Raw genomic sequence first — 15,300 nt, 5'->3', positions numbered from 1 at the left:
CTTTTTAGGCCTCTAGCGCATATGAATCATGCGCCAGTAGCTATTGAATAAATAGCTAAATCAAGGGGCGCGGTGTGGGCTTGCCATCGCCGTACAGGTCGGCCAGGCGGGCCAGGGCCTTCACGTCGCGCATCACCAAGCGCCCGTCGTGCATGGCGTGCAGGCCCCGGCGCTCCAGCTTGCGCAGGGTTTTGTTGGTGTGTACCAGTGACAGGCCCAGGCCGTCGGCAATGTGCTGCTGCGTGAGCGGAAACGGCACGCCCGCCGCCCCGCCATCGGCCTGCAAAGCGGCGGCGCGCTTGAACAAAATAATCAGCAGCATGGCGATGCGCTCCTCGGCGCTACGCCGCCCTACCGACAGCAGGGTGTCGTCCACCATCGACTCCTCGTGCGCGGTGAGCCAGGTGATGTTGAAGCCCATCGTGGGCGACTGGCGGTGCAGCTCCCACAGGGCATCGCGCTGGAACACGCAGAGCTGCGCATCGGTGAGGGTTTGCACGCCGTGGGCCGAGGCATCGCCCATTTTTTGCTGCACGCCAATGAAGTCGCCCGCCAGCAGAAACGACAAGATTTGCCGCCGCCCGTCGCTCAGGGTTTTGTAGCGAAACGCCCAGCCGGTGCGTAGGGTGAACAGCGGGGCATCGGTCTGGCCCTCGTGGATCAGGGTTTCGCCTGCACGCAGATGTATCTCGCGGCGTTTGAGCGACTGCACCAGCGCCAACTCGTCCCCGTTGTGTTCAATAAACAAGGGCAGTGGCCGCAATTGGCAGGCGCTGCACGGGACTTCTTCCATGGCAAGGGGGCTTTCTGTGTGTGGGGAGGGCGGGGCTGTGTTGGGATAAAACAACCATGTCTTTTGACATTTTGTCTAGGTAATAACGCTCATACAGTGGTCTATTACGTTTACTTCACGTCCTTTTATGTACGCATCTTATCTGCCTAGCCGCATGCCAGCCCCGGCCCTTGGGCTGGCGATCGACGACTGGAACCTGTTGTTTGGTGCGGTGCTGACGCGCTTGCGAGACACCGTGGTGCGCGATGCTGCGGGCCACGCGGTGTGCCCGGTGGTACTGGAATGCTTGGCCACGCTGGAGCAATTGCGCCAGTCGCATCCCTTGACTTTGGCCTATGTGCGTTAACGCACGGTAAGCCGGGCGGCCAAGCCCTAAATTGAGGCCATGCAGCATTTCGCTGCGGTTACCCCCCAAAGGAGTTTGTATGAGCCTTACCACCATCATCTTGGTCGTTTTAATTTTGATGCTGATCGGCGTGCTGCCCACCTGGCCGCACAGCAGCAACTGGGGCTACGGCCCAACCGGCGGCTTGGGGCTGTTGGTGGTGATCGTGGTCGTACTGCTGCTGATGGGACGGATCTAGCGTGAAGGCCGCCGTTGCGCTGGCCTGCGTGGCCGTGTTGGGGGCCTGCGGGGACCGGGCGCGGCTGACGGTATCGGAAGGCACCGGCCCGCAGCCCACGCTGCCGCCCCCGGTGGTGTCGATGCTGCCCACCGTGCACATCGCACCGGCCCAGCCCTGGCCACCCGGCATGGGCCCCAGCGCTGCCCCGGGCACGCAGGTGGCGGCGTTTGCAACCGGGCTGGACCATCCGCGCTGGCTGTATGTGCTGCCCAATGGCGACGTGCTGGTGGCCGAAACCAACGCCCCACCCAAGCCCGAGGACAGCAAGGGCATCAAGGCCTGGGTGATGGGCCTGGTGATGCAACGCGCCGGTGCGGCCACGGCCAGTGCCGACCGCATCACCCTGCTGCGCTCCAGCAAGGGCGACGGCGTGGTGGATGTGCGCAGCGTGCTGTTGAGCGGCCTGCACTCGCCCTTTGGCATGGCGCTGGTGGGCAACAGTTTGTACGTGGCCAATACCGATGCCGTGCTGCGCTTCCCCTACACCCCGGGCGACACGCGCATCAGCGCGCCCAGCACGCAGGTGGTGGCCCTGCCCGCTGGCCCCATCAACCACCACTGGACTAAAAACCTGGTGGCCAGCCCGGACGGCCAGCAGCTCTACGTTACGGTGGGGTCGAACAGCAATGTGGCCGAGCGCGGCATGGCGGTTGAGGCGGAGCGGGCGGCCATCTGGCAGGTAGATGCCCGCACCGGCACGCACCGGGTTTTTGCCAGCGGCCTGCGCAACCCCAACGGCATGGCGTTTGCCCCCGGCGGTGCGCTGTGGACGGTGGTGAACGAGCGCGACGAGATCGGCAGCGACCTGGTGCCCGACTACATGACCTCGGTGCGCGACGGCGCTTTTTACGGCTGGCCTTACACCTACTACGGCCAGCATGTGGATGCGCGGGTGCAGCCACCCCAGCCCGCGTTGGTGGCCACGGCACTGGCCCCCGACTACGCCCTGGGGCCGCATACTGCGTCGCTGGGTTTGGCATCTGCCGAGGGCACCAGCCTGCCAGCGGCCTTTGCCCACGGCATGTTTGTGGGCCAGCACGGTTCGTGGAACCGCAAGCCGCACAGCGGCTACAAAGTGGTTTTTGTGCCGTTTAGCGGGGCGCAACCGGCCGGTGCGCCGGTGGATGTGCTGACGGGCTTTTTAAGCACCGACGGCAAGGCGCATGGCCGCCCGGTGGGCGTGGCACTGGACAAGCAGGGCGCACTGCTGGTGGCCGATGATGTGGCCAACACCATCTGGCGGGTGACGGCCAAATACTGAGGAGTGCAGGGTATGGATTTTTCTTGGGGTGCCTTGGCCGCCGTGGTGCTTACGGGCTGTAGCAGCCTGCCCACTATCCACCCCGACATCGCCCAGCCGCGTGGCACGCCGGTGCGCGTGGCGGGCCCGCAGGGTGCGCTGACGGCGGTGCAAAGCCAGGCCATCCTGGCCCGCTTGCAGAGCAAGGGCACACCGACCAATATTTTTGACCGCCACTTGGCGCTGGAAGAGGCCATTGTGGGCAGCCCGCTGACGGCGGGCAACCAGGTGGTGTTGCTGCAAGACGGCCCGGCCACCTACCGGGCCATGTTTGCGGCCATCGCGGGGGCGCAAGACCACATCAACCTGGAAACCTATATTTTGGAAGACGACGCGGTGGGCCAGCAGTTTGCCCAGGCGCTAATGGCCAAGCAACGCCAGGGCGTGCAGGTAAATGTGATCCGCGACAGCGTGGGCACGCTGGGCACCCCGGCGGCGTTTTTTCAGCAACTGGCCGACAGCGGCATCCAGGTGCTGGAATTCAACCCCGTGAACCCGCTGTTGGCACGCAAAGCCTGGGAGCTGAACCAGCGCGACCACCGCAAGCTGCTGGTGGTGGACGGCCGCACCGCGTTCTTGGGTGGCATCAATATCAGCAGTGTGTACTCGGGCGGTTCGCGCAAACCCCGCAGCAGCGCGCCCACCGACGCCAGCCTGGCCTGGCGCGACACCGACCTGCAACTGCGTGGGCCGGTGGTGGCCGAGTTGCAAAAGCTGTTCATGGACACCTGGGAGGCGCAAAAAGGCCCGCCGCTGGCGGCTAAAAATTACTTTCCGCCGCCCGAGCGCGCCGGCCAGCAGGTGGTGCGGGCCATTGGCAGCTCGCCCGACGCGGCCTACAGCCACATTTATGCCACGCTGCTGTCGGCCATTGCCAGTGCCGAAACCAGCGTGCGCCTGACCAATGCCTACTTTGCCCCCGACCCGCAGCTGCTGGCCGCGCTAGAGGCCGCCGCCGCGCGTGGGGTGGATGTGGCGCTGATCCTGCCCAGCCAGACCGACTCGTGGCTGGTGTTCCACGCTGGGCGGCGTTACTACGAGCAGCTGCTGCGGGCGGGGGTCAAGATCTACCAGCGGCGCGGGGTCATCCTGCATTCCAAAACCGCACTGATCGACGGCGTGTGGGCCACGGTGGGCTCCACCAACCTGGACTGGCGCAGCTTTTTGCACAACCAGGAGCTGGATGCGGTGGTGCTGGGGGCCGACTTTGGCAGCCAGGTGCAGGCCATGTTCGACAAGGATTTGGCTGCCTCCGACCTGGTGCTGCTGGCCGAGTGGCAGCGCCGCAGCATCGACTTGCGTTTCAAAGAGTGGTTTGCGCGGGCCTGGGAGTATTGGTTATAGGCATAGGCTCACCCCCAGGCTACAGCGCTGCGCACTTTTCGCCAACCCCCCTCGTATCGGTTTAAAAACAGACACGACATGCAGGGGGCAACACTAGCAGCCTGGCAAAGCGAGTTCTGCGGTGTTCCTGGACTATGTGCGTTCTGGCTGAGACATTTTTGTGAGGCGATACGGTTATGAATAAATACCTTGTGGCAGGTGGCGTGGTAGCCATAGTGATGGTGGCGCTGGATGTGCTGTGGCTGGGCTTTATAGCCAAGTCGCTGTACCAGAACGGCATTGGGCATTTGATGGCCGAGCAGCCCCGGGTTGGGGCCGCGCTGGCGTTTTACGCGGTGTACGCCGTGGGGCTGGTGGTGTTTACCGTGGCACCCCATGCGGATGCTGCGGGCTGGCAGCGCACGGCAGGGATGGCGGCTTTGTTTGGCTTTGTGGCCTATGCGACCTATGACTTGTCCAACCTGGCCACGCTTCAGGCCTGGCCGCTGTGGCTGGCCGTGGTGGATATGGCTTGGGGTAGTGCAGCAAGCGCGGCGGCAGCCACTGCGGGCAAGCTGGTGATGGACCGGTTTTTCTTACGCTAGGAGTCTGGACCGGTTGCGGCGGGCTTCTTTTGCCAGACCAGCGAACCCAGTGCCGCCAGCCACGACTCCAACGGCACATGGGCAATGCCTTTGGACAGCAACTGCGACCATAGCCCGGCGAACAGGGCCGGTTTCAGCACCCAACGCCAAGGGCGGCTCCAGGCCAGCAGGCCGCCGACCAGCAAGGCACCTACGACCAGGCCCATAGGATTGCGCCGCGCCAGCGGCTGCACCACGGCACGGGTGGTGTCTACCACCAGCGTGCTGGCGACGCGCAGCGGGTGCTGCATCCACCAGCTGCTGACGGCCTCTACTAGCACAGTCAGCACGGGAATGGATTGCAGGTGGACCCGCCATGCCGGGGTGGGTTGGGGCGGGGACTCTGTGCCGCTGGGCCTGCCGCGCAGGGCTTGGCGCAACCGGGCGCGGGATTGCTCCAGGCGCTCTGTCGCCGTGCTGGCGGGGGCTGCCAGTCGGGTGTTCACGCTGCGCTCTCTTCGCGGAGCATGCCCATGTCGGCCTTGAGCTGCTTGCGCAGCTGGTCAAAAGCCTGGTTGCTGGGCTGGCGTGCGGCAGCCAGGCAGCCGATGGCCACGGCGATGGGCAGCAGCGGGGCGGCTACCAGGGCCCAAGGTGCCTGCATTTCAGCAAACGGCACGATGGCCCACAGCATCAGGGCCACCCCTGCCAGCACAGTGGCCACCACCACGCTGCACAGGGCTAGGGCGTGCAGCAGGGCACGCCGTTTCCAGGCCCCCGAGAGGTGGCCGATTTCCTCGGACAGCAGATTGGCGTAGGCCTCGGCGTGGTCCAGTAGCAACTGGGGCTGGGTTGCCACCAGGCGGAGCAGGGGATGGACCATGTGGGCAGGCCTTGGGCAGAGGGCTTAGCGGTCGTCGTGCGAGCGGCTGGCCATCCGCACCAGGGCGGTCAGCACGGCACCTGCGGCGGCAGCAATCAAAATCGACTTGACCGGCTCGTCCTTGATGTAGTTGACGGTGCAGGCCGAGGCGCGGCGGGCCTGGGCGCGCACTTTGTTGGAGCCGTTGTGCACGGCATCCATGCCTTGGTGCAGGTAGGCGTTGGCGGTTTCGGCGGCGTGGTTCAGCAGCGGGGCGGCTTGTTTGCGCAGGTCTTGCACGGTGTTGTTCAGGCTGTCCAGCGTACTGTTGGCGGCACGCTGGGTCGTGTTGATCGCGTCGGTCGCCGTATCGGCAGCCTGGTCGGCGAGGGTGCTGGTGGATTCAGTGGGCTTGGTATTAAACATGGTGGTTCCTTGGAGTACGGTGAGGGAGGATAAAAACGGAGGCTGCGTCCAGTCCTATTAGCTTTTCTTGATCAGGCCGAACAAGAAGCTGGCGATGGCCAGCACGGCAAACACGACGAACAAAATTTTGGCAATGCCCACGGCGCTGGCGGCAATGCCGGTAAAGCCGAACAGGGCGGCGATCAATGCGATGACGAAGAAGACAACGGCGTAATGCAACATGGCAGTTCCTTGCGATGTGGGCGGCTTGGGCGCCCGGGTTCTTGTGGCTCGCAGCCGGTGTTGCTGCGATAAACCCAGTGTCTTCTGGACGGCGGTTGCGGGCGATAGGCGGCATGGCCGCAGCCCTGTGGGGAGAGTTCGGGCGCTGCTGTAGGACTGCGCCGACAGGCAGTTAATGGGCCAAAACAAACACTGGCAGCTTGGCACGGATCAGCGTGCCTTGCCCCGGCGCCGAGGCCAGCGACAGCACGCCGCCCTCGGACTCGACCCGAAAACGCATACCCACCAGCCCGTAGGCCGACTGGGTTTTGGCGCTGGTGTCGAAGCCCATGCCGTCGTCGCGCACCGACACCTCCACCTCGCCGTTATGTTCGCCCAATGTAATCCACACCTGCTGTGCCTTGGCGTATTTGGTGATGTTGGTAATGGCCTCTTGCACCAGCCGGTAGACCATGAGTTCGGCGGCGGGGTTCAGCGCTACCGGGGCCAGCGTGGTGTGTACCTGCACCTCGGTGCTGTCGGCAAATTCGCGCGCCAAAATCTCCAGCGTGGAGACCAGCCCCAGGTTGCTCAGGGCCGAGGGGCGCAGGTCTTCAATGATGCGCCGCCCCAGCGCAATGCCGCTGTTGAGCGTGCCCACCAGATGGGCCAGCAGGTCCAGGGCCTCGGGGGCGGCGGTGGCTAGGCGCGACTTGATGCGGGCGGCATCCAGCTTGGCCGAGGTGAGCAGCGAGCCCAGGTCGTCGTGCAGGTTGCGCGCCAGCCGGTTGCGCTCGTCTTCGCGGGCGGTTTGCAAATGCTGGGCCAGTTGCGTGAGTTGCGCGGTGCGCTCCAGCACTTCGGCTTCCAGCCGGTCGCGCTCGGCCTGCAACATGCGCTGCAATTCGATTTGCTGCTGGGTGAACAGAAAGATCTGTCGCAAATACATAAATAGCGACAGCAAGCCCATTACCGTGAGCCCTGCCACCCCGACGCGGCTGAGCAGCAAAGAGTCATAGATGCCTTGGCGGTTTTCCACGATGCTTTGCGCCTGGTAGCGCAGCAGCGCGGCACTTGCGGTGCGCACGGTTTCCATTTGCTCCATGCCGATATTGCTCATCAAAATGTCTCTGGCGGCTTCGGACTTGCCTTGGTCGATCAGCTGGATGGTGAGCGCCAGCTCGGACAGCTTGGTCTCAGAAGCGGTTTGCAGTTGGGCCAATAGTGCGGTGGCTTCTGGCTTCTGTCGGAAATACGGCACCACGTTGGCCAGCGATGTGTTGGCTTTGGCGACCGCTGCGTCGTAGGGCACACGGTATTCCTTGCGGCCGGTCACCAGATAGCCCCGCTGGCTGGTTTCGGCACTCACCAGGCCATCGGCCAGGTCCTGGATGCTGTTGCGCGCCTGCACCATGGCTGGCGTGGCATCGAGCCGGCCCACGGATTGCATATACGAGCCCTCGCTAATCAGCACAATCGACAGCGCTACCGCCCCGGCCATAAAAAATGCGACCCGGTTGTGGCGCATGACTTTGATAAAACTCATCTTTTGGGATCCGTCAAAAATGTGTGATCATGCGCAGGCAAAGTATCCAGAAAGAACACCCCCCACACCATGATCCGAATTGCCATAGTTGATGACCACGCCATGGTCCGCGCCGGTTTGCGGCAGTTTTTTGCCGACCAAATTGACTTCGCCGTAGTGGCCGAAGCCACCAATGGCCGCGAGGCGTTGGACATCGTGCGCAAGGGCGAGGTCGATGTGGTGGTGATGGACATTTCCATGCCCGACCACAGCGGTGTTGATGCGCTGGTGGCCATCAAGGCCCGTGCACCCGATCTGCCGGTGTTGATCCTCAGCGGCTTTGCCGAAGAGCATTACGCCACCACCCTGCTGCGCCAGGGTGCCAGCGGCTACCTGAACAAAGACTGCGACCCCGAAGACATCGTCAAGGCCATCCGCACCGTCTGCCGGGGCCGCAAGTACATCACCGCCGGGGTGGCCGAGCGGCTGGCCGAGGGCCTGAGCGGCGGGGGCGACAAGCCGCTGCATGAGCAGTTGTCCGAGCGCGAATTGCAGGTGTTTTTGCGTTTGGCCAAGGGCGAAACCATTGGCCACATGGCCATCAGCATGTCGCTTAGCGTGAAGACTGTCAGCACCTACCGCACGCGGGTGATGGAGAAAATGCTGCTCGCATCGAACAGCGACCTGACCTACTACGCGCTGAAAAACGGGCTCATCCAATAGACAGCAGCCCGCCGTAAAGTTCATGTTAAAGAGGCGGGGACGGTATCGCCGGTGCCGCCTTCGGCCAAGCGGCTGCAGTAGGCGATCAGCGCGTCAATTTCGTTGGATTTGTCGAAGACCCGGTTGGCACCCAGTTCCAGGCATTTGCGCCGCATATCGGCGGTGGCGTAGTTGCTTAGCACCACCAGGTTGCGCCGTGCGGGCATGGCGTGTGCCGAGCGCAGCACACCCAGGCCGGAACCGGCTTTCAGGAAAATGTCCACAATCACCAGATCGGCGTGGTTTTGCGGCGCGGTGAGCCATTGCACGGCTGTGCTTTCGTCTTCGGCGGTGCCGATCACCTTGACGGGAACAAGCTCTTCCAGTGTGGCAATCAGGCTTTCGCGGATGACGGGGCTGTCTTCGACGATGTACGTTTTGAGTGGGGACATGGTCTCTGACACTACTTCCTGGGTTCCAGCACGGGGGTATGCTGGTTCTGCGGTGTGGAAACAATCCACGCCGGAGAAAAATTACAAATACAAAAACACTGTCCCAGTATGCCCTTGAAATAAGCCTCCAGCCATCGGGCACCCACCCAGTCGTGCGTAGGACGTTTCTTACAAAGACGCGCCATGCCCCCGCTGCGTAGGATAAACACTACCGCACAACGCGGCACCGTCTGCTGGGCTAAATAGTGTGGGCCCAGGATACTGGGCCACCGGTCCCGCAGGCACATGTGTCCGGGATTCTCATCCTATCTACACGAGGCATCCATGCACACCACCTTCAAAACCGCCCTAGCCATTGCCACTTTGGCCATCGCTGCGCAAGCCGCTGCCCAGGCCACTTTTTACGAGAACGAGGGCTTTCAAGGCCGGGCGTTTACCAGCCAGAACCGGGTAGATAACTTTCAGCGCACGGGCTTCAACGACCGTGCCTCTTCGGTGGTGGTGCTGGGCGAGCGCCACGAGGTGTGTGAGGACGCGCAATTCCACGGTCGCTGCGTGGTGCTGCGCCCTGGCCGCTACCCGTCGCTGGCGGCAATGGGGCTGAACGACCGCGTGTCATCGGTGCGCGTGGTCGGCAGAAAAACCCGGGTGGACGATGACCGCTATGCCCCGCAGCCCGAGCAGGTGTACGACAACCGCCGCCGCAACAACGAACGCCTGTACGAGGCCGATGTGACCTCGGTGCGTGCCGTGGTGGGTCCGCCCCAGCAGCGCTGCTGGATGGAAAAAGAAGAGGTGCAGCAACAAAGCGGTACCAATATTGGTGGTGCCGTAGTCGGCGCTTTGCTGGGCGGCATTCTGGGCCACCAGGTGGGCGGCGGGCGTGGCCAGGACATCGCCACGGCGGGTGGTGCCGTGGCCGGTGCGGCCGTGGGTTCGCAAGTGGGGCGCAACGGCGGCCAGCCTGCGCAAAATGTGCAACGCTGTGTCAACGAGCCACCAGCACGCCCCGCCTACTGGGACGTGACCTACATCTTCCGGGGCCAGGAGCACCGCGTGCAAATGGCCTCGCAGCCAGGCCACACCGTGACGGTGAACCGCCAGGGCGAACCACGCGCTTGATGTGGCGCATCCATGCAAAGGCCCTTCGGGGCCTTTTTTGATGGGAAACTGGCGCGTGTAGGACATCCGCTACACCGATCTGCGGCGCTGTCCGCTAGGCCGGATGCAGGCCGCCAAACACACTACGGGCTGACTTTCAACCCGTTTTCAAAGGACTTTTATGCGCACACTTTTTAGCTTCAAAGCATCCCTTCTGGTGGCCTCTATGCTGGTGCTGTCTGCCGCCCACGCGGCCAATATCAGCAAGGACGACTACGCCGTTGGCAAGACCCGCATCAGCGCGGATTACAAGACCGACAAGACCGCCTGCGGATCGCTGGCCAAAAACGCCAAAGACGTTTGCATGGAAGAAGCCAAGGGCAAAGAAAAGCTGGCTAGCGCCGAGTTGAAGTACGCTTATTCCGGCAAGCCCGCTGACCACACCAAAGCCCTGGAAGTGAAGGCCGAAACCGCCTACGCCGTAGCCAAGGAAAAGTGCGACGACAAGGCTGGTAACGACAAATCGGTGTGCGTCAAAGAAGCCAAAGCCATCGAAGTCAAGGCCTTGGCCGATGCCCGCACCAGCGAGAAAATTGGCGAAGCCAAGAAGGACGGCGCTGAAGACAAGCGCGATGCCGACTACAAGGTGGCGGTGCAGAAGTGCGATGCCTTGGCGGGCAATGCCAAGGACAGTTGTATTGCGGCGGCCAAGTCCCAGTTCGGCAAGTCTTAACCTGCATGGCACGTGAACGCTCTGCGAGGGCGTAAAAAAAGGCCGGTATTGACCGGCCTTTTTTGTAAGCTTTTTAGCCGTTTGGCGCATGTTATATATGCGCACACAGCTATAAAAATACTAGCATTAGTACACCAGCCGCTCCGGGCGAATTTCTTGCAGGATGGTGGTCGCAATCTCTTCGATTGACTTGGTGGTGCTGGACAGCCAGCGGATGCCGCTGCGGCGCATCATGGCCTCGGCCTCGCTCACCTCCATGCGGCAGTTGTCGAGTGCGGCGTATTTGGAGTTGGGGCGGCGCTCGTTGCGGATCTCGCTCAGGCGCTCGGGCTGGATCGATAGGCCGAAGATCTTTTTGCGGTGCTCCAGCAGCGCCGGGGGCAGCTGGCGGCGCTCAAAGTCTTCGGGGATCAGCGGGTAGTTGGCCGCCTTCAGGCCGTACTGCATGGCCAGGTACAGCGCGGTGGGGGTTTTGCCGCTGCGGCTTACGCCCACCAGGATTACATCGGCCTGGCCCAGGTCGCGGTGGGTCTGGCCGTCGTCGTGCTCCAGGCTGAAGTTGATGGCCTCGATGCGGTCGGTATAGGCCTGGCTTTTGCTCACATCGCTGAAGCGGCCAATGCGGTGGTTGGACTTGATGCCCAGCTCGGCCTCTAGCGGGTTCACAAAGGTGCCAAACATGTCCAGCAGCATGCCCTTGCAGCTTTCGGTAATCACCTTTAGCACGTCCATGTTCACCAACGTGGTGAAGACGATGGGCCGCTTGCCCTCGATTTCTGCCGTGTGGTTGATCTGGCGCACCGCCTGGTGGGCCTTGTCTACTGTGTCGGTAAACGGCAGCCGCACATGGCGCGCGGCCATAGAGAACTGCGCCAGGATGGCATTGCCAAAAGTTTCGGCGGTGATGCCGGTGCCATCAGAGATGAAAAAAACAGTGCGATCAGTCATGGCCCCATTTTGCAGGAATGCGGATGCTTTACAGCGCCGCTGCGTCGGCCAAAAACCCGCGTTCCGCATCCAGCGTAGCCGGGTGGTCAAACAGCTCGGTGAACAGCTTCGGGGGGATGGTGATGGCGCCCACGCCCAGGTGCAGCAGCGCCAGGTAGGCGGTGCGGCTGCGGATGCTGGCCACCAGCAGGCGGGTGGTGGTGCCTGCCAGCAGGCTTTGCATCTGGCCGATCAGGGCCAGGCCGTCCACTCCGGAATCCTCCAGCCGGCCCAGGTAGGGCGCGGCGTAGGCGGCACCCAGTTGGCCGGCAAAGTGGGCTTGCTCGGGTGCGTAGACGGCGGTGTAGGTGACCGGGATGCCCCCGGCACTCAGCTCGGCCCCGGCGCGCAGGCCGTCGCGGGTGGCGGGGATTTTCACGACCAGCTGGCCGGGGTTGAACTCGCGCACCAGCTGGTAGGCATCGGCCAGGATGCCGTCGGTATCGGCGGCATGCACCTGGGCCTGCACTTGGCGGGCCCCCAAAGTGATGGCGGTGTGCAGCAGCGTGGGCAGCGTGTGGCGGGTAATACCGGCACGGCGCAGCAGCGTGGGGTTGGTGGTGATGCCGTGCACGGCGGGGTGCGGTAGGCAAGTGCGCAGATCGGCCAGATCGGCGCTGTCGAGGTAGAGGTGGAAGGCGGCCATTGCTTTACTTCACGCCTTGTGCCTGCGCGTCCAGCGCCACTTGCAGCTCGGCGCGGGTGGGCGGGTTGGCACCTTCGCGGGTGCAGTTGATGGCGGCGGCCTGGGCGGCAAAGCGCAGCACGGCCAGCCAGCTGGCATCGGGCAGGCTGTCGAGCTGGGCGACGTGCTCCACGCCGTGCTCCAGCAGGCCCACGGTCAGGCCCGCGTCGAAGGTGTCGCCCGCGCCGATGGTGTCGGCCACGGTGATCTTGGGGGCCTGGATTTCCAGCGCGGGCTGGCCCCGGCGGAACAGCGTGGCCCCGTCGCCACCGCGTGTGATAACCACGGCGCGCGGGCCGTTGTCGGTTTGCATGAAGCTGGCGGCTACCTCAGCCAAGCCTAGGCCGGGGGCTAGCGCGGCAGCATCTTCGTCGCTGAATTTCATTAAATTGCTGTAGGCCGACCAGCGGTACACGTTGGCGCGGTAGGCGGGCAGGTCTTTGATCAGGCTGAGTCGCACGTTCGGGTCAAACAACACAATGCGCTGGCCTTGCTGGGCTTTGACCAGGTCGATGATGCGGCTGGCAGCGGGTTCAAACAGCAGCGAGATCGAGCCAAACTGCAAAAAGCGGCAGCTCTCGGGCAGGGCGGGCAGGGTGCTGGGGTTCCACTGCGTGTCGGCCGTGCCATTCATGTAGAAGGCGTAGCGGTTGGTGGTGGGCGTGCGTTCCACAAAGGCCAGGGTGCTGGGGGCATCGCTTCGTAGCACCCAGCGGGTGTCCACGCCGTTGCTTTCGATGTGCTTGAGCAGGCGCTCGCCAAACATGTCGGTGGAGAGCTGGCACACCATGCCGATGGCCTGGCCCAGGCGGGCGGTGGCGATGGCGCTGTTGGTGGGCGCGCCGCCTTCGTGGCCTTCAAAATGCAGCCCGCCGGTGGCGGTGAAGTCGATCAGGGATTCGCCAACGATGGCAATGCGGATGTCGGGCATGGTGTGTCTCAGTGGTGTGGTGCGGAAAAAGCGGTCAACTATCTTACTGTGGGCAAGGGGTGCGGCGGTACAGCGGAGTTACGTAAAAGTTAAGCATGTTTTAGGCCGCTAGCGCTTATATAGACTGCGCTGGCAGCTATCAAAACAGGAATTTACGCCGGGGCCGCAAAGTAGCTGCCCAGCACGTCTAGCGCATGCCGCACCTTGGCCGGTTGCTCGCCGCGCCGGGGGGTGACGGCGTATACCGGCAGGTTGGGCAGGCTCCAGCCGGGCAACACGGGCACCAGGCGGCCATCGGCCAGCGCCTGGAAGTCCTCCGTCCGCACGGCCATGCAGATGCCCCAGCCCGCCACGCACAGCGCGTGCAGGGCCGACACCTGGGTGGCCTGCACCCGGCCTTCGAGCTGCACCGACTGCTGTGCGCCGCCCGGCCCCGATAGCTCCACGGTGTCGAAGCTGGAGTGGGCCGAGCCGCTGCCCAGCCAGGCATGTTGCCGCAGGTCTTGCGGCTGCGCGGGCCAGCCGTGTTCGGCCAGGTAGCTGGGCGCGGCGCAGAGCTGGCGCGGCATGCTGCCCAGCTTGCGCGCCACCAGGCTGGAGTTGGCCAGGCTGCCCACGCGCAGTGCAATGTCTACCCGGGCCTCGATCAGGTCGATCACTGCATCGTCCAGCAGCAGGCGCAGCGTCAATTTGGGGTAGCTGCGCAGCGGCTGCAAGGCCACGGCCAGCAGGCTGGCAAAGCCGATGGGGGCGGCCAGCCGCAGCTCGCCCTCGGGTTCGTCGCGCAGCCGGGTCAGCGCCTGCTCGGCCGCGCGTGCTGCTGCCACCATCGCCGCGCAGCCCACGTGGTAGCGGGCTCCGGCTTCCGTTAATGTGAGCTTGCGGGTGGAGCGGTGCAGCAGGGCCAGGCCCAGCGACTTCTCCAACTGGCGCAGATGCTGGCTGACCGCCGACGGGGTCATGCCGAGCTGCCGGGCGGCGGCGGTCAGCGAGCCTGCCGCCACCACCTCGGCAAAGATGGCCATGCGTTTGAGTTGGTCTGCGGGGTTATTCATAAGCGGTGCTTCAGGGGCGCTGCGTAAGTCCAAACCCACCAGGGCATGGCTTCGTGAAGTACAGGCGCTCTAACCGCTTCGCACTGCATCCCGCTAGCAGCCCCAAAAACGGAACGTGGGGAATTTCCGCATTCCTTACTTGTAATACGCCTCGACCTTGCCCTTGATTTTCAGCAGCAGCGGGTGGCCTTTGCGGTCGCGGGTTTTGGTGGAGGGCACTTTCACCCAGCCTTCGCTGACGCAGTATTCCTCCACGTCCATGCGCTCCTGGTCGTTCAGGCGGATGCCGATGTCGTGCTCGAACACGGCAGCAAGGTGGTGGGGGCTGCGTGGGTCGGCGGACAGGTGGTCGGGCAGGGCGGGGCGGGTGGTGGTGTCGGTCATGGAGGTTTTCAAAAAAAGAGAATCACGGCTATTTTCCCGGATTTGGCAGCGCTTCCTGCCGGGTGGGCGTGAACACCGTAGACTTGCGCCCTCTTTTCATCCACTTGCCGTAAAAAACCATGTCCCTGTCTCTCTACCAAGCCTCCGTCCCTTTGTTTACCCAATTGCTGGGCGGCCTGAGCGCCGTGTTGCGCAAAGCCGAAGCCCACGCGGCGGACAAGAAGATCGACCCCAGCGTCTTGTTGCAGTCGCGCTTGTTTCCCGACATGTTTGCGCTGATTCGCCAGGTGCAGATCGCCGCCGACTTCGCCAAGGGCGGTGCCGCCCGTCTGGCCGGTGTGGACGTGCCGGCCTATGAAGACAGTGAAGCCAGCTTTGCCGACCTGCAAGCCCGCATCGCCAAAACCCTGGCCTTCATCCAGAGCCTGCCCGCTGCCGACATCGACGCCGGTGCCGACCGTAGCATCGTGCTGCGCCCCGGCACGCCCAAGGAGCAGACCTTGGTGGGCAGCCGCTACCTGCTGAATTACACCCTGCCGCACTTCTTCTTCCACACCACCACGGCCTACGACATCCTGCGCCACAACGGCGTGGAAGTGGGCAAGAAGGACTTCGTAGGCAGCTTCTAAC

Annotated in this window: 21 protein-coding genes; 9 read left to right on the top strand and 12 right to left on the bottom strand. The window is 63.6% G+C overall.

Features of this window, described 5'->3' with window-relative positions; all coding sequences use genetic code 11:
• Positions 1-55: 55 nt before the first annotated feature.
• The gene (locus tag AC0969_RS02945; RefSeq protein ID WP_479622630.1) at positions 56-793 is read right to left on the bottom strand and encodes a Crp/Fnr family transcriptional regulator; all 738 of its coding nucleotides are present in this window, start codon (positions 791-793) and stop codon (positions 56-58) included.
• A 127-nt stretch (positions 794-920) separates the two neighbouring features.
• Between AC0969_RS02945 and AC0969_RS02940 the strand changes: the two genes are divergently transcribed.
• The 5 genes from AC0969_RS02940 to AC0969_RS02920 all read left to right on the top strand — a co-directional run bounded on the left by AC0969_RS02940 (position 921) and on the right by AC0969_RS02920 (position 4,647).
• Entirely contained in the window at positions 921-1,139 is a 219-nt protein-coding gene (locus AC0969_RS02940) for a hypothetical protein (protein WP_479622629.1), read from the top strand.
• A gap of 79 nt (positions 1,140-1,218) precedes the next feature.
• Positions 1,219-1,377 carry a DUF3309 family protein gene (locus AC0969_RS02935; protein ID WP_479622628.1) on the top strand — a complete coding sequence of 53 codons (159 nt, stop codon included), beginning with the start codon at positions 1,219-1,221 and terminating at the stop codon, positions 1,375-1,377.
• Between the two features lies 1 nt (position 1,378).
• A complete protein-coding gene (locus tag AC0969_RS02930; protein ID WP_479622627.1) occupies positions 1,379-2,680 on the top strand; it encodes a PQQ-dependent sugar dehydrogenase in 1,302 nt (433 codons plus the stop codon).
• A 12-nt stretch (positions 2,681-2,692) separates the two neighbouring features.
• Entirely contained in the window at positions 2,693-4,063 is a 1,371-nt protein-coding gene (locus tag AC0969_RS02925; RefSeq protein WP_479622626.1) for a phospholipase D-like domain-containing protein, read from the top strand.
• 176 nt (positions 4,064-4,239) lie between these two features.
• Complete coding sequence (locus AC0969_RS02920) at positions 4,240-4,647, top strand: DUF2177 family protein (RefSeq protein ID WP_479622625.1); 408 nt, start codon at positions 4,240-4,242, stop codon at positions 4,645-4,647.
• Here AC0969_RS02920 and AC0969_RS02915 read toward each other — a convergent pair.
• From AC0969_RS02915 to AC0969_RS02895, 5 genes are all read right to left on the bottom strand, one after another.
• The gene (locus AC0969_RS02915) at positions 4,644-5,132 is read right to left on the bottom strand and encodes a hypothetical protein (protein WP_479622624.1); all 489 of its coding nucleotides are present in this window, start codon (positions 5,130-5,132) and stop codon (positions 4,644-4,646) included. The genes AC0969_RS02920 and AC0969_RS02915 overlap by 4 nt on opposite strands.
• The gene (locus tag AC0969_RS02910) at positions 5,129-5,509 is read right to left on the bottom strand and encodes a hypothetical protein (RefSeq protein WP_479622623.1); all 381 of its coding nucleotides are present in this window, start codon (positions 5,507-5,509) and stop codon (positions 5,129-5,131) included. The genes AC0969_RS02915 and AC0969_RS02910 overlap by 4 nt, the downstream gene beginning before the upstream one ends.
• Before the next feature lie 24 nt (positions 5,510-5,533).
• Positions 5,534-5,914, bottom strand: coding sequence for a hypothetical protein (locus tag AC0969_RS02905; RefSeq protein WP_479622622.1), 381 nt, complete (start codon positions 5,912-5,914; stop codon positions 5,534-5,536).
• A 57-nt stretch (positions 5,915-5,971) separates the two neighbouring features.
• Complete coding sequence (locus AC0969_RS02900) at positions 5,972-6,136, bottom strand: DUF1328 domain-containing protein (RefSeq protein WP_479622621.1); 165 nt, start codon at positions 6,134-6,136, stop codon at positions 5,972-5,974.
• Positions 6,137-6,308: 172 nt separating this feature from the next.
• Complete coding sequence (locus AC0969_RS02895; RefSeq protein WP_479622620.1) at positions 6,309-7,661, bottom strand: CHASE3 domain-containing protein; 1,353 nt, start codon at positions 7,659-7,661, stop codon at positions 6,309-6,311.
• A gap of 69 nt (positions 7,662-7,730) precedes the next feature.
• Between AC0969_RS02895 and AC0969_RS02890 the strand changes: the two genes are divergently transcribed.
• Entirely contained in the window at positions 7,731-8,363 is a 633-nt protein-coding gene (locus AC0969_RS02890; protein ID WP_479622619.1) for a response regulator, read from the top strand.
• 20 nt (positions 8,364-8,383) lie between these two features.
• Here the strand turns inward: AC0969_RS02890 and AC0969_RS02885 are convergent, their stop codons facing one another.
• Complete coding sequence (locus AC0969_RS02885) at positions 8,384-8,794, bottom strand: response regulator transcription factor (RefSeq protein ID WP_479622618.1); 411 nt, start codon at positions 8,792-8,794, stop codon at positions 8,384-8,386.
• 324 nt (positions 8,795-9,118) lie between these two features.
• Between AC0969_RS02885 and AC0969_RS02880 the strand changes: the two genes are divergently transcribed.
• Together AC0969_RS02880 and AC0969_RS02875 are read left to right on the top strand one after the other, a co-directional pair.
• The gene (locus tag AC0969_RS02880; protein WP_479622617.1) at positions 9,119-9,916 is read left to right on the top strand and encodes a beta/gamma crystallin-related protein; all 798 of its coding nucleotides are present in this window, start codon (positions 9,119-9,121) and stop codon (positions 9,914-9,916) included.
• A gap of 160 nt (positions 9,917-10,076) precedes the next feature.
• Positions 10,077-10,628: a hypothetical protein gene (locus AC0969_RS02875; protein WP_479622616.1), complete on the top strand. Its 552-nt coding sequence runs from the start codon at positions 10,077-10,079 to the stop codon at positions 10,626-10,628.
• Between the two features lie 126 nt (positions 10,629-10,754).
• Here the strand turns inward: AC0969_RS02875 and ppsR are convergent, their stop codons facing one another.
• The 5 genes from ppsR to AC0969_RS02850 form a co-directional block, all read right to left on the bottom strand.
• A complete protein-coding gene (gene ppsR / locus AC0969_RS02870) occupies positions 10,755-11,576 on the bottom strand; it encodes a posphoenolpyruvate synthetase regulatory kinase/phosphorylase PpsR (RefSeq protein ID WP_479622615.1) in 822 nt (273 codons plus the stop codon).
• A gap of 28 nt (positions 11,577-11,604) precedes the next feature.
• Positions 11,605-12,261 (bottom strand): transaldolase family protein, encoded by a 657-nt coding sequence (locus AC0969_RS02865; protein ID WP_479622614.1) that lies wholly within the window; start codon positions 12,259-12,261, stop codon positions 11,605-11,607.
• Positions 12,262-12,265: 4 nt separating this feature from the next.
• Positions 12,266-13,222 (bottom strand): carbohydrate kinase family protein, encoded by a 957-nt coding sequence (locus AC0969_RS02860; RefSeq protein ID WP_479622826.1) that lies wholly within the window; start codon positions 13,220-13,222, stop codon positions 12,266-12,268.
• 161 nt (positions 13,223-13,383) lie between these two features.
• A complete protein-coding gene (locus AC0969_RS02855; protein ID WP_479622613.1) occupies positions 13,384-14,286 on the bottom strand; it encodes a LysR family transcriptional regulator in 903 nt (300 codons plus the stop codon).
• A gap of 135 nt (positions 14,287-14,421) precedes the next feature.
• Positions 14,422-14,670, bottom strand: a complete 249-nt coding sequence (locus AC0969_RS02850) for a DUF3297 family protein (RefSeq protein WP_479622612.1) — start codon at positions 14,668-14,670, stop codon at positions 14,422-14,424.
• Between the two features lie 119 nt (positions 14,671-14,789).
• On the opposite strand from AC0969_RS02850, the gene AC0969_RS02845 reads away from it, so the two are divergent.
• Positions 14,790-15,299: a DUF1993 domain-containing protein gene (locus AC0969_RS02845; RefSeq protein ID WP_479622611.1), complete on the top strand. Its 510-nt coding sequence runs from the start codon at positions 14,790-14,792 to the stop codon at positions 15,297-15,299.
• The last annotated feature ends 1 nt before the right edge of the window (position 15,300 follow it).

The organism is Rhodoferax sp. LB1P47 (assembly GCF_056521445.1).
The sequence above is the reverse complement of the archived record's forward strand: the minus strand, read 5'-3'. Positions and strand labels throughout refer to the sequence as shown.